The 13,272-nt window shown below is 55.4% G+C and carries 11 protein-coding genes; 8 read left to right on the forward strand and 3 right to left on the reverse strand.

The genetic code is table 11. From position 1 onward, the window contains the following. The first annotated feature begins 123 nt into the window (after positions 1-123). The 3 genes from AUQ42_RS01005 (at position 124) to AUQ42_RS01015 (ending at position 4,507) form a co-directional block, all read left to right on the forward strand. Positions 124-1,740, forward strand: a complete 1,617-nt coding sequence (locus AUQ42_RS01005; RefSeq protein ID WP_068517088.1) for a fumarate hydratase — start codon at positions 124-126, stop codon at positions 1,738-1,740. Between the two features lie 165 nt (positions 1,741-1,905). Beyond that, entirely contained in the window at positions 1,906-2,826 is a 921-nt protein-coding gene (locus AUQ42_RS01010) for a DMT family transporter (protein ID WP_068517089.1), read from the forward strand. Positions 2,827-3,073: 247 nt separating this feature from the next. After that, positions 3,074-4,507, forward strand: a complete 1,434-nt coding sequence (locus AUQ42_RS01015) for a methyl-accepting chemotaxis protein (RefSeq protein WP_197460753.1) — start codon at positions 3,074-3,076, stop codon at positions 4,505-4,507. A 30-nt stretch (positions 4,508-4,537) separates the two neighbouring features. Here AUQ42_RS01015 and AUQ42_RS01020 read toward each other — a convergent pair whose 3' ends face one another. Then, positions 4,538-5,668 (reverse strand): AbrB family transcriptional regulator, encoded by a 1,131-nt coding sequence (locus tag AUQ42_RS01020; protein WP_231856638.1) that lies wholly within the window; start codon positions 5,666-5,668, stop codon positions 4,538-4,540. Positions 5,669-5,907: 239 nt separating this feature from the next. Between AUQ42_RS01020 and AUQ42_RS01025 the strand changes: the two genes are divergently transcribed. After that, positions 5,908-6,540 (forward strand): alpha/beta family hydrolase, encoded by a 633-nt coding sequence (locus AUQ42_RS01025; RefSeq protein WP_068517091.1) that lies wholly within the window; start codon positions 5,908-5,910, stop codon positions 6,538-6,540. A gap of 80 nt (positions 6,541-6,620) precedes the next feature. On the opposite strand, the gene AUQ42_RS01030 is transcribed toward AUQ42_RS01025, so the two are convergent. After that, complete coding sequence (locus tag AUQ42_RS01030) at positions 6,621-7,058, reverse strand: VOC family protein (RefSeq protein ID WP_068517092.1); 438 nt, start codon at positions 7,056-7,058, stop codon at positions 6,621-6,623. Positions 7,059-7,182: 124 nt separating this feature from the next. Between AUQ42_RS01030 and AUQ42_RS01035 the strand changes: the two genes are divergently transcribed. The 4 genes from AUQ42_RS01035 to AUQ42_RS01050 all read left to right on the forward strand — a co-directional run bounded on the left by AUQ42_RS01035 (position 7,183) and on the right by AUQ42_RS01050 (position 11,189). After that, a complete protein-coding gene (locus AUQ42_RS01035) occupies positions 7,183-7,887 on the forward strand; it encodes a YafY family protein (protein WP_068517093.1) in 705 nt (234 codons plus the stop codon). Next, entirely contained in the window at positions 7,871-8,293 is a 423-nt protein-coding gene (locus AUQ42_RS01040; RefSeq protein ID WP_082817655.1) for a TfoX/Sxy family protein, read from the forward strand. Before AUQ42_RS01035 ends, AUQ42_RS01040 begins: the two co-directional genes overlap by 17 nt. Positions 8,294-8,459: 166 nt before the next feature. Next, positions 8,460-10,412: a bifunctional diguanylate cyclase/phosphodiesterase gene (locus AUQ42_RS01045; protein WP_068517094.1), complete on the forward strand. Its 1,953-nt coding sequence runs from the start codon at positions 8,460-8,462 to the stop codon at positions 10,410-10,412. A gap of 162 nt (positions 10,413-10,574) precedes the next feature. After that, entirely contained in the window at positions 10,575-11,189 is a 615-nt protein-coding gene (locus AUQ42_RS01050) for a hypothetical protein (protein ID WP_068517095.1), read from the forward strand. A gap of 19 nt (positions 11,190-11,208) precedes the next feature. Here the strand turns inward: AUQ42_RS01050 and AUQ42_RS01055 are convergent, their stop codons facing one another. Continuing rightward, on the reverse strand, positions 11,209-13,272 hold the full coding sequence (locus tag AUQ42_RS01055; protein WP_068517096.1) for a SpoIIE family protein phosphatase: 2,064 nt from the start codon (positions 13,270-13,272) through the stop codon (positions 11,209-11,211).

A 13,272-nucleotide genomic window follows, 5' to 3' on the forward strand; every position in this document is an offset into this window, starting at 1 on the left:
TTGCGGGCAAAAAACGCATATAAGGGCAAAGAACGTGGAAATTTCTTTGTCGAGGCGCTATGTTCCGCGTCAATTATCGAAAAAAACAATCCCACCTTGTTTTGAGAGAGACGAGAGCCTTCCATGAGTGATTTTGTCTATAAACCCATGTTCGATCAGGGGAAGGACACGACCCCGTACCGCAAGATCGGCGATGAGGGTGTTTCCACCGTTGACGTCAATGGCGAGACCTATTTGAAGGTCGAACCCGAAGCGATTGAAAAACTGACCCTTCAGGCGTTTTTTGATTGTTCGCACCTGTTGCGTCCGGGCCATCTTGAACAGCTTCGCAAAATCCTTGATGACGAAGAAGCCACGCCGAATGACAAGTTCGTTGCGATGGATCTTCTGAAAAACGCATCCATTGCCTCGGGCGGGGTTTTGCCGATGTGTCAGGATACCGGAACGGCAATCGTCATGGGCAAACGGGGTGGCAAGGTCATCACCGATGGCTCGGATGAAGAAGCGCTGTCCAAGGGTATCTGGCAGGCCTATCAGAAACATAACCTGCGCTTTTCACAGGTTTCCCCGATCAACATGTTCGAAGAAAAGAACACCGGGTCGAACCTTCCGGCACAGATCGATCTTTATGCGACCAAGGGCGATGAATATAAATTCATGTTCATGGCAAAGGGCGGCGGGTCTGCCAACAAGACCTTCCTGTTCCAGCAGACCAAGGCGCTTTTGAACCCGGAAAGCCTGCGCAAATTCCTTGACGAGAAAATCCGCACCCTTGGGACGTCTGCGTGCCCGCCTTATCATCTTGCCATCGTCATTGGCGGTACGTCGGCAGAAGCCTGCCTCAAGACCGTGAAAATGGCGTCAGCGCGTTATTACGACAACCTTCCGACCGAAGGTGGCGAGCATGGTCAGGCCTATCGTGACCTTGAATGGGAACAGAAGGTTCTTGAGATGACCCGCGAAATGGGCATCGGCGCACAGTTTGGCGGCAAGTATTTCTGCCACGATGTGCGTGTGATCCGTCTGCCGCGCCACGGTGCAAGCTGCCCGGTTGGTCTGGGTGTTTCGTGCTCTGCCGACCGTCAGATTCTCGGCAAGATCACCAAAGACGGTATCTTTATCGAGGATCTCGAACATGATCCGGCGAAGTACCTTCCGCAGGTGACGGACGAGCATCTTGATGACGAAGTGGTCAAGGTTGACCTGAACCGTCCGATGGATGAAATCCGCAAGCAGCTTTCGCAATATTCGGTCAAAACGCGCCTGTCGCTGACCGGGACCGTGATTGTGGCCCGTGACATCGCGCACGCCAAAATCAAGGAACGCCTTGATGCCGGTGAAGAGATGCCCGAATACCTCAAAAACCATCCGGTTTATTATGCAGGTCCGGCAAAAACCCCGGAAGGCATGCCTTCGGGTTCGTTCGGCCCGACCACGGCGGGTCGTATGGATGCCTATGTCGAACAGTTCCAGGCCGCTGGCGGTTCGTTCGTGATGCTGGCAAAGGGCAACCGTTCGAAGGCCGTCAAGGATGCCTGTGCAAAATATGGCGGTTTCTATCTTGGTTCGATCGGTGGCCCGGCTGCGCGTCTGGCACAGGATTGCATCAAGAAGGTCGAAGTTCACGAATATCCGGAACTTGGCATGGAAGCCGTCTGGAAGATCGAAGTCGAAGACTTCCCGGCCTTCATCGTTATTGATGACAAGGGCAATGATTTCTTTGCCGAATTCGGCATCTGATTTCGATCCGGTCATCGGGAAAATCAAAAACGGCGCAGGGGCAACCTTGCGCCGTTTTTTCATGGATTTTGCCGCGCATAGCTGACCTCCGGTCAAAGGGGTTGCCGTATTGGGCGCGGCATGGTCTGATTCGGGCAAAATCAACACTTTATCGGATAACCTGTTATGTCTGAAACTTCCGCGCTTCGTGCCACCAGTGCGACGGAAAGCCGACTTGTCGGTGTGACATCTGCCTTGGCGACGGTCTGTATCTGGGCCGGTTGGCTTATTGCGACCCGTTATGCCATGACATCAAGCTTTACAGCTGTGGATATTGGTCTTTTGCGCTTTGTGGTGCCGTTTGTTCTGCTTGCGCCGATCTGGCTGAAAAAAGGCATCTGGCCCAAGGGGCTTTCGATTGCCAATGGTCTTTTGATGCTGGTCGGGTCCGGGGCATTTTACACGCTGATGGTTGCCAGTGCGCTGCAATTCGTTCCGGCCAGCCATGTGGGCATTTTGTTGCCTGGTGTGATGGCGGTGTGGGCGGTTCTGATTGCTGTTGTGATGTTTGGCGAACGACCGGGCAAGCTACGTTTGACCGGGTATGGTGCGGTGATTGTCGGGGTCTTGTCGCTTGTGGCGCTTAAACCGGCCGGTGAGGTCAGCAGTGACATGTTGCTGGGCTATGGCCTTGTTTCTGCCGGGGCGTTCATGTGGGCGTGCTATACCCATGCCATGCGCCAAAGTGGCCTTGGCGCGCTAGAGGCCGCGGCCTTTGTCGGTTTCTGGTCCTTTGTGATCATGGCCATCATTGCGGTCTTTACCGGCACCACGCTTGCCAATGCGCCGGTTGGCGATGTCATGATGCTGTTGACTGCCCAGGGGCTTTTGGCCGGTTGTGTTGCGGTGATTACCTATGGCCTTGCCGTGCGTCATATCGGATCGACCGGTGCGTCGGCATTCGGGGCGATGACGCCGGCCCTGACAGCACTTGGCGGTGTGATCCTGCTGGGTGAGCAGGGCAACCTTGCACTGGCACTTGCCGTGGTGCTGGTGATCCTTGGTGTGATGATCGCATCGGGTGTCTTTCGCAAGGTCAGGGTTTAGGTCCGCCAAGCCCTGATCGGTTGTTTCATACACCAGATGGCGTGGCAAAGCACCTTTAGCCCGGCCTAAATGATTGATTGTATTGCACACGCGAAATGTTCTTTTCGCGTGTGCAATAGTACGCTAATATTCCCTTGTGACCGGGCAATGGCGCCCGGACATTTCGATGATTGGCAGGCAACGAGGCTTGCATGACCTGTTTGGTTTCCGTGTGGGGACCGAACTGTTTCAGCCTCGGAGTTTCAAGATGCTTGCCGGTTTCATCCGTTCTGTTTCCCCCGAAAACGATCCGCAATTCCGTCGCGCGCCTGATGGTTCTGCACTGGTTGATATTTTGCGTTTGCTGCGCAAGGTCAGCACGGTCGCAGACGAGGCCAGCGCACGCAATGAGGCGATTGGCGATATCCTGACCGCGGTTTGTGATTATTGTGCATGGCCGATCGGGCATGCGTATTTGCGATCGGGTGATGAATTGTCATCAGCGGGCATCTGGTCAATCAGTTCATCAATTTCCGGTGCAAAGATTGCCGATTTCCGGGCCCAGTCCGAACAGACTGTTTTTGCCCTGGGGCAGGGATTGATCGGCAGTGTCGCGGCCAATGGCACGGCGGTTTGTATCGAGGACGTCACGCAAAAGGACGGTTTCCTGCGTGCGCCGTCTGCGGCGCGAAACGGGCTTCGGGGATGCTTTGCCCTGCCGGTCAAGCTGGCAGGCCGTACAGAAGGCGTGATCGAATTTTTCAGCCCCGACATTGCCCGGCTTGACGATGAATTACTGGAACTTCTGGGATTTGTAGGTGGGCAGGTTGCCCGCATTCTGGAACGTGAACAGGTTTTGAAATCGCGCGAACAGCTGGCATCGGATTTTGAAAACCAGGTTCAGGGTACGGTCGGGATGCTTGGTGCGGCGGTCAGTCAGGTGCGCAGCGCGCTTGACGTTCTGGGAGACAGCCATGATCAGACGCGCAATTGCAATCAGGGGATTGCGCAGGCGGCACAAAGTGCGCTTCAGCGGATCGAAAATGTTGCCCAGCAGATGGAAACTCTGAAAAGTCAACTGGTACATGTTGGCGGCGAGGCGGCCGAAACCGTGCGCACCACCCACGAAATCGGGTGTCAGGCCCGTGACATGCGCGAAACATTTGCAACCCTTCAGGCCCGCGCCGCCGATGCGGAAAAGATGCTGTCATCGATTTCTGCGATTGCCGCACAGACCAAGATGCTGGGGCTTAATGCATCGATCGAAGCTGCGCGCGTCGGGGAAGCAGGCAAGGGATTTGCGATTGTCGCCAAGGAGGTCAAGGCCCTTGCCGGGCAATCTGCCAGTGCAACAGACGAGATTTCGCGCTGGATGGAGCTGATGCTTGAAACCATTGCCAAAGCCGGTAATGACATCGATCAGATCGCCCTGGCGATGGATACCTTGCAGGCGCGCTCCGAAACCACCGCCGCACAAACAGAAGAACAGGCCGAAATCTGTATTTCCGTGGCATCGGGGGCAACCAGTGCGGTTTCCGAAGCACGGTCAGTCGGGGACAGTGTCGAAGAAATCACCAATGCCATCGCCCATGCCGATGCGGTTGCCGGTGAACTCAGCGATGCGGCTGCAAATCTTGAAACCCAGGGAAGCGAACTTCGCACCCGGGTCGAAGGCTTTATCGGCAAGATACTTACGATGTGACCTGATCTCTGCGCGCACAGATGTGATCCATCAGGCCTTTTCGTTTTCGGGGCCGGTCAGATGGGCGGTGCGCCGTGCAACCAACCGGGCAATCGGCGCACCAAAGGCAAGGACCATGAAAAACCGGGTGGCCTGCAACACCAGAATGAATGACAGATCGACATTGGTGCTGGCAGCAATGATGGCGACCGAGTCAAGTCCGCCCGGACTTGTCGCCAGATAGGCGGTCAGCGGATCAACATCCATGAAGATCACCAAAAGACCGGAAATCCCCGCACAAAAGCCGATCAGCATGATGATCGACAACAAGACCTTGGGAAAGGCATGGGCGGCGTGGCGCAAGACCGGCGGGGTGAATTTAAGCCCGATCACCCAGCCGATCATCGCATAGGTCAGGCCCAGAAACCATTCGGGCAACACGACATCAATATAGCCACTGACATGCAGGATCATGGTGACAATGATCGGTATCAAAAGCGTGCCCGACGGCAGGCGCGATTTTTCCCCGACAAGGCAACAGATAGCTGCCAGCCCAAGCGTGATGGCAAAGCCCGGCACATCAAGCGGCGGGAACCATTGATGGGCCAATGCCGCGGCGGCGGCGACTTCGGGATCAACCCAGAAATTGGCAACACTGGATGCCACGGCAACCACGATCACCACCCGGACATATTGCATGAAGGCAACAAGACGGGCATCCGCGCCAAAGGCCTCGGCCATGATGACCATTGCGGATGCCGCCCCCGGTGACGATCCCCAGATTCCCGCCGTTCCCGGCAGAACCTGTTTGACGCACAGGATCCAGCCCAGAAAGCTGCTGGCCAGAAGCGTTATGGTTGTGACCCCGATGATCAGCGGCCAGTCCTGGACAAAGGATGTCAGGATGCCGATTGTCATTGATCCGCCAATCATCACGCCGAGCACGGATTGCGCCCCGAGATAAAGGGATTTCGGCGGTGTGATGGTGGCACCATTGGTTCCCATGACAATACCGATAATCATCGGCCCGACCAAAAGCGCCGCAGGCACATGCCAGCGATGAAGCAGCACCGAAAACACCAGCGATACCGAAACCATCACCATCCACTGGACCGGCTTGGGCAATCGGCCAAGACGTTCTTTTGATGGTATTTCGGGTGTTTGTTGCGGTTCTGATGACACGATGATTGCCTTTGCAAACAAAAGGATCGGCATATCGCGGGTGGCGCGATCTGACAGATATCGGCACAAGGGGCTTGCCGACCGGGTGGGGCAGGCAATTATAACCTTATAATCATTCGGGAATCGAGCTTTTGCAAAAGAGGTAATCTCTGCAACTGTAATTAGCTGCACGTAGCGTTACACATCGCAGCCCTGTGGTTCTTGATCTGGTCTGCAATTGACTGTCTGGAGATTGTCTGATGACGACGTATGAGATCCCGTTTCTGTTTGACGGGGATGAGAAGGCCGGTTTGACCATCACGCTTGCACATGGTGCCGGGGCGCCGATGGACAGTCCGTTCATGAATGAAATGGCGGGGGCACTGGCTGCTGGCGGTTTGCGGGTGGCACGGTTCGAGTTTCCCTATATGGCCAAGCGCCGGTTGGATGGCAAAAAGCGCGGGCCCGATCGCGCCGCAGTTCTTTTGCCGTTTTTAGGCGAGGTTGTGCGACAGCTTGGCGGGCCGGAAAATCTGATACTTGGTGGTAAATCAATGGGTGGTCGCATGGCCAGCATGGTGGCAGATGATCTTGGGGTGGCGGGGCTTGTATGTCTTGGATATCCGTTCCATCCGCCGGGCAAACCCGAAAACCTTCGGACCGAGCATTTGGCCAGCCTTGGAACGCCTGCATTGATTTGTCACGGAACGCGCGATCCGTTTGGCAAACCCGACGAGATCGCCGGATATGATTTGTCAAAGACGATCGCGCTGCATTGGGTTGAAGACGGCGAACATGATTTCAAGCCGCGCAAAAGTTCCGGCCGGACGCAAAGCCAGAACATTATCGAGGCGGCCGGTGCGATATCGGATTTTGCCCGAAAACTGATCTGATGATACCGGCCCGCCATTGATTGGCGGGCCGGTTCGGTTTGATTGGGGCGTTCAAGTCGTGCGGTTTGGCGCAAGGGGGATCAGGCCAGAATGGCCTGGGTATCATCAAGGAAGTGATGGGCATATTCCGGTGCGATTTGCCCGGTCTGGCTTGCGATATCAAGGCGCACGCCATTGGGATCAAGCAAGGCAAAATGACGTTGCCCCCACGGTTCGTCACGGACATCCATGGCGAATTCGAAACCGGCATCGCGCAACTCGCTGGCGGCAGTTCCCGCATCTTCGACTTCAAGACACATCACACTGCCTTCGCCAAGGGTGGCTGCATGGAATATGGCCGGCTGGGTTTCGTGGCCCGGTTTCATCAGGCCAAGCTGAACGGACGGAAAATCCGACCAGACAAGCTGGCAATACCAGTCGCCATCAAACACGGGGGTAAAGCCAAGCTTTTTGTAAAAGGCACGGCTTTGGGTGAATTTGTCGGTGATGATGATGGGGTATGAGTTGGTGACTTTCATTGTCATGCTCCTGACATTGGCGTTTGATCCTGTCCCGATTTCTCAATGGTTGCACATCCCTCCTGACAGGAGCCTGTCAGGAGCGGTATGATAATTTTCAGGGCAGGATGACGAAGGAGCGATCATGAGAAGGGCCGACCGATTATTTCGCCTTGTTCAAATCTTGCGCCGCCGGAAATTGTGCCGGGCATGTGATTTGGCCGAGGAACTCGAAGTTTCCGAACGTACGATTTACCGCGATATTCGCGACCTTGCCGCGTCCGGTGTCCCGGTCGAAGGCGAGGCCGGTGTCGGCTATATCCTGCGTGACGGGTATGATTTGCCGCCATTGATGTTTGATGCCGACGAGATCGAGGCCCTGGTGGTTGCAGCCCGCATGGTGCAAAGCTGGACCGATCCGCAGATGGCCCGCGCGGCGGGGGATGCCCTGACCAAGATCGAAGCTGTCCTGCCGGAAAAAATGCGCGGTCTGATTGGCGGGGTGCCGATTGCCGTTGCCGAAATTGCACAGGAACCGATTTCGATTTCGATGCCGGATCTGAGGCGGGCCATTCGGGAACGCAACCTGATTGATATTGATTACACCGATGCCAAGGGCGACGAGACCAAACGTCGTGTCTGGCCGTTGGGAATGCTGTTCTTTGGCAGTACCTGGCTTTTGGCGTGCTGGTGCGAATTGCGCGAAGCATTCCGCGTCTTTCGGGCCGACCGTATCCGGGGCATGGAAATTTCAACCGCCAAATACCGCCCGGTTCCGGGGCGTTCTTTGCGCGATTACCTGATTTCCGAAGGTGTTGAAGGCGAAATCCTTAATGGCATCGGTCGATAACGAATTTGTTCTGACATTTGCAGAAATCCTTGCGCCTTTGGGCGCGATCCGGATCAAACGGATGTTTCGCGGGTTTGGCCTTTATTGCGACGGGGTGTTTTTTGCCATCGTTGCCGATGATGTTGCCTATCTCAAGGGGGATGAACAAACCCGCAAGGCATATGATGACATGGGCATGACGCCGTTTGTTGTGCCATCAGGACGTGCGCAGACACTGTCCTATTTCGAAGTGCCCGGTGAATGGATCGAGGATGGCGATCAACTGATGGCGTTTGCCCATATGGCACTTGGCGCGGCCCATCGTGCCCGGGCGATCAAGGATGCCAGGGGCAAAAGAGTGCGCAAGACTGCAAAGCGCAATCCGTCAAACAAGGCAACGGTCAAGCCGTCCGGAAAAGGCGCCTAGCGAGCCTGTCGGTGCGCAGTTTTTGTGGTACAGCCAAAACCGCTTAAAGTGGTGACTTGAGGAATAAATACGCGCTTTTGGCGAGTTTGGCGATCAAGGTATGTTATCTAATATAAATTCTGTGTAGTATTTTGCTACGACAATGAAAGTATTAGGTTCCTGATCCGTGGCAGTCGGCGAGTTTGGGCAACGTGTTGCCGATATCTTCAGAATACATACAGAGAAACCGGAACTGATCCGTGCACAGGTAAGGGCCCTGTCGCGGCAGATACCGGTGCTTTACATGTTGCTGCTGGCCAATGCGGTTGCGCTGGCCTACACCCATTACGGGGTCGCACCCGACTGGCTGACGATTTATGCCATCGGCATTCTTGCGGTGGTGTGCATTTTGCGCGCCATTTCATGGAGCCGGGCGGGGCTTGATGTCAGTGACATTGCGGTCTGTATCGGGCATCTGCGCAAAATACGGGTTCTGGCGGCGGCGATCGCCGTGCTTTTCACGGCATGGGCGATCACGATGTTTGGCTATGGCGACCCGTATCAGAAGGGGCATGTTGCCTATTTCATTTCGATCACCGTTGTTGGCTGCATCTTTTGTCTGGTCAATTTCCCGCCTGCCGCGATGCTGGTGGTGGTGATCGTTCTTGGCACCTTTGTCATGTTTTTCGGGCTGAGCGGCAATGAAGTCTATGTCGCGATTGCGGTGAATATGGCGCTGGTGTCGGTGATGATCATTCAGATCATCCGAAGTTTTTATTCCAACTTTGCCGGTTTGATCGATACCCAGCTTGATCTTGAAGATCAGCACCAGACAACGATCGAGCTGTCACGCCAGAATGAGGCGCTTGCGCTGATTGACGCATTGACCGGCCTGTCCAATCGCCGCGCCTTCTTTGCCATGCTCGAACAAACGGTCGCGCAGGCCGGTCCCAATGACCAGTTCGCCGTTGCGATGATTGATCTGGACGGTTTCAAGCCGGTCAATGACGTGCATGGTCATCCGATCGGTGATGAGTTGCTTATTCAGGCCGGGATGCGGTTGCGCCGTATTCTTGGGGATGAAACATTGCTGGCGCGCCTTGGCGGTGATGAATTTGGCGTCATTCTGACCAAAGGCCGCGATGCCATCGAACTGATCGAACTCGGATGCGAGCTGTGCAAGGCGCTGAACCGTCCATTTGTTCCAAGCAACATCACGGTTCAGGTATCCGCATCCCTTGGTTTTGCGACATATCCAAGTGTGGCGCGCAATTCGAACGGATTGTTCGAACGTGCGGATTTTGCACTTTATCACGCCAAGAAAAACTGCCCGGGCGAACCGGTGCTGTTTGCAGCCCACCATGAAACATTGATCCGTCATGATTCCCAGATCGAGCAGGCCCTGCGCAAGGCTGATCTTTCGCGGGAATTGTCGCTTCATTATCAGCCGGTCTTCAACATCAAGACCGGCCGGGTCAATTCGATTGAGGCCCTGGCACGCTGGGACAGCGAAACAATGGGCCGGGTTTCGCCCGCAACATTTTTCCCGGTCGCCGAAAAGACCGGCCAGGTCAGTTTCCTGACCCGTGTGTTGTTTGAAAAGCTGCTTGAAGATATGGCGGGTTGGCCGGGGAGTGTGCAGGTGTCATTCAATCTGTCAGCCCGCGATATTGTTTTGTCCGATACGGTTGAATGGCTGATCGAACAGATTACGCACAAGAATATCGATCCCGCACGGCTGACCTTTGAAGTTACCGAAACCGCATTCCTGCGCGATTTCGCCGCGGCACGCACCAGCATCCGCTATTTGCGCCAGCATGGGGCACGTGTCGCCCTGGATGATTTCGGGATCGGCTATTCCAGTTTGCGCTATGTGCATGAACTGGAATTTGACGCGTTGAAGGTCGATCGCAGCTTCATCACGCCGCTTGCCAATAACGAACGCAGCCGCCGTATCGTTAAAACCGTTGTCGATATGTGTGCCAATCTTGATATCGATTGCGTGCTTGAAGGTATTGAAACCGAAAGTCAGCGCGATGCGGTCATGGCGCTTGGCGGGCGGTTGATGCAGGGCTATTTCTTTGCCCGCCCGGACCGTGAACCACGGTTGGTCGCACTTTCGGATGCGCTTCGGGCGTGAATATCCTGCCTGTGTCAGAAAAAAACAACAAACGGTGCAATCGGTGCGACTCGGTTAATCTTCCCGCAACCAGATGACGTTAATCTGTTCTGAACGGGATCATTGCCATCAGGCCAAAGTGACGATGGTTCCCGGTTTTTGGCGAGAACGGGGCATCTGGCAATGTCGTCTCAGACACAGATTTCGCAGACATCTGACATCGCAATCGCGGGGGAGATTGACCTTGCCCCCGAGATCCGCACGCGTCTGCGTCAACTGATTGACAGTCTGCCAAGCCAACCGGCGCGGCTGCGCGTTTTGGGGCATGTTCTGCTTGATCTTGGTTTGGGTGAGCTTGCACTTAATGCGTTCGGGCGGGCATTGCTGATTGATGATCTTGATGCCGCGACGCATCTGGGACTGACCCGGGTTTATATCCAGACGGGCCGCCGCGATACCGGGCTTGAACATCTGGAAATCGCCATCAGTTTGCGTCCCGATGCCCGTGAATTGCGGGTATTGGCCGCCGATCTTCTGGGATGCCGGGATAAAATGCGGGCCTTGGATCAGTTGGGTAATGTTCTTGCGGCTGAGCCCGATCATGCCGGAGCGCGCAAGGGGCTTGCCAATCTGGTGCGCACGGTTATTGCCGGACGCATCGAAGCCAAAAAACGCGATATCGTCATGCGGGACCGGGCCCAACCGATGGTCGATCACAGCCAGTTTGTCTGGAATGACGCCGAACCGTTTGGTGATCTGGTCCATTCATCTCTTGGTCGGGCGCGTTACCATTCCTGATGCCTGAATGTCCCCTGCATCAAATGGCGCAGGGGATTGGCGTTGATTGCAACGAAACGATGGTAAAGTCATCGGCAAGCTGAGCCGGGGCGCGGTCCATGAACTGATCGGCAATCTGGGCGGCCAGATCAATTTCCGACTTACTTTCAATGATGGTTTCACGCAGCATCGACAGCAGCTTTTCCTCGCTCAGGAACTGGCCGTCATCAAGTGTGGTTTCAATCAGCGCATCACTGTAAAGCAGCAGGAAATTGGCACCGGTAAACGGCACCTCGCGGGTTTCGTAACGTGCATTGCGCACCACGCCAAGCGGGACACCCGATCCGTCCAGATACCGTGCCTGACCGGTCAGGCTGTTGCCCAGAACCGGGGATGTGCAGGCCGCACTGGCATAGGTGAACTTGCTTTCGACCCGGTCGATGATCCCATAGAGCATGGTGGCATATTGCCCGATCGGCAAAAGCCCCTTGAGATGGCGGTTCAGGTTTTCAAGATATTCGCCCGGCTCCCGGTCATGGAGCTGATCAGACCAGATCAGGGAATGCAGCCGGAATGTGTTCAGTGCGGCCCCAAGACCATGTCCGGCGAAATCGACGATATAGACACCAAGCCGGTGTTCGTCGATCGGCATCAATCCCCACATATCGCCGCCAAGTTCCGATGACATCTGGAAAGTCGCACTGATCCGAAGCCCGTAATCAATACCGGTACCGCGGTAGTTTTCCGGGGTGGGGTTGAGGTTTTCCTGCATGTCACGCGCCATGGTCAGTTCAGAACGCGTGCGTTCCTGATAGGCTTGCAACTGTTTGACCAGAAGCCGGTTTTCAAGATGAATGCGTGTGCGCGCGATCAGTTCCGCCTTGTTAAGCGGTTTGAGGATAAGGTCGGTCGCGCCATCATCGAATATCCTAGTCCGGCCTTCGTTTTCTTCAAGGGCGGTCTGGGCGATGATCGGGGTTTCGGCGTAATCCGGATTGGCGCGGATGGCCTTGCACACCCCGTAACCATCAAGTTTCGGCATGATGATATCAAGGATGATCAGGTCGGGATTATGAATTTTGACCTGATCAAGCGCATCTTCGCCGTCCTTGGCAAAGACCAGATTGGTAAACCCGTCAGATCGCAGATAGGACGCGATGATTTCGCGCGACAACATCGTGTCATCGGCAATCAGAATGGTTGCATTTTGCGGGTTGCGGATATCGGTATCGGGGGCCTGGTCTTTATTACCGTCCAGTTCGGATACAAAGATATCCGATGTCGTCAGAAGGTCGGCCTTGTCCTGATCGAATTGCAGCTCGATGCTGCGCCCGCTGCGCGAAAAGCTGACGGAATGGCACAGGCTTTTGATCAGCGGCAATCCGCGGCCAAATGTTGTTTTGCGCCCGGCCACCGCGGTTGAACAGGAATCCGATGGCGGGGTAAAGCCATTGCCCTGATCATTGACGGTAATCACGATATGGCCGTTCTTTTTGCGGCGTGCGGTCAACAGAATGACGCGTGCGCCATGCTTGCTTGACGCCAGCCGGCGTTTGGTTTCTTCACCCAGTTCGGTGAAGCTGTCCATCGACAGATGGCCACTGGTATCGAGTTCGAGATTGCCGTGAATAAGTGAATTGGCGAAGGCTTCCTGAACCGCCATTTCAACGGTTGCCGCGATTTTTTCAGCGATCAGGCCACGATGGCGCAGGGCGGTCACGAATTTGCGCGCGACAGGTAGGTGATAGGCACTGCGCGTTGACATACAGACCGAAAGTGCATGGCTGCGCCCGCCATTTGTCGGGATCAGCGGTGCCAGATCGGCGAAATCGATTTCAGATGAACATTCAACAAACGTGTCGCAGTCCAGACGGGTCAGGCCGCCAAGCCATTCCCGTCCGACACCGGATGGCAGGAAACACACCGAAAACCGCCTGTTGTGCGAAAAGTCTTCGGGTGTTTGCCCCGTAACGCTTTTGACTGAAACACGATCCGGGGCATCCCAGAGAGAACTGCTGGCAAGGAGGGCATCAATGTCGCTTTGGGCAAGCGACTGCGCAATGGCGACCGAATGGGCGGTGCGGCTTTCTGTGCCAGCAGTCAT

The organism is Thalassospira sp. MCCC 1A02491, assembly GCF_001613785.1.
GTDB classification, from domain to species: domain Bacteria; phylum Pseudomonadota; class Alphaproteobacteria; order Rhodospirillales; family Thalassospiraceae; genus Thalassospira; species Thalassospira povalilytica.

Bases quoted from the DNA above. Each gene is read 5' to 3' on its own strand.
- AUQ42_RS01005 (WP_068517088.1), top strand. From the start codon at position 124: ATGAGTGATTTTGTCTATAAACCCATGTTCGATCAGGGGAAGGACACG.
- AUQ42_RS01010 (WP_068517089.1), top strand. From the start codon at position 1,906: ATGTCTGAAACTTCCGCGCTTCGTGCCACCAGTGCGACGGAAAGCCGA.
- AUQ42_RS01050 (WP_068517095.1), top strand. From the start codon at position 10,575: ATGTCGTCTCAGACACAGATTTCGCAGACATCTGACATCGCAATCGCG.
- AUQ42_RS01040 (WP_082817655.1), top strand. From the start codon at position 7,871: ATGGCATCGGTCGATAACGAATTTGTTCTGACATTTGCAGAAATCCTT.
- AUQ42_RS01030 (WP_068517092.1), bottom strand. From the start codon at position 7,058: ATGAAAGTCACCAACTCATACCCCATCATCATCACCGACAAATTCACC.
- AUQ42_RS01025 (WP_068517091.1), top strand. From the start codon at position 5,908: ATGACGACGTATGAGATCCCGTTTCTGTTTGACGGGGATGAGAAGGCC.
- AUQ42_RS01035 (WP_068517093.1), top strand. From the start codon at position 7,183: ATGAGAAGGGCCGACCGATTATTTCGCCTTGTTCAAATCTTGCGCCGC.
- AUQ42_RS01055 (WP_068517096.1), bottom strand. From the start codon at position 13,272: ATGACTGCTGGCACAGAAAGCCGCACCGCCCATTCGGTCGCCATTGCG.
- AUQ42_RS01015 (WP_197460753.1), top strand. From the start codon at position 3,074: ATGCTTGCCGGTTTCATCCGTTCTGTTTCCCCCGAAAACGATCCGCAA.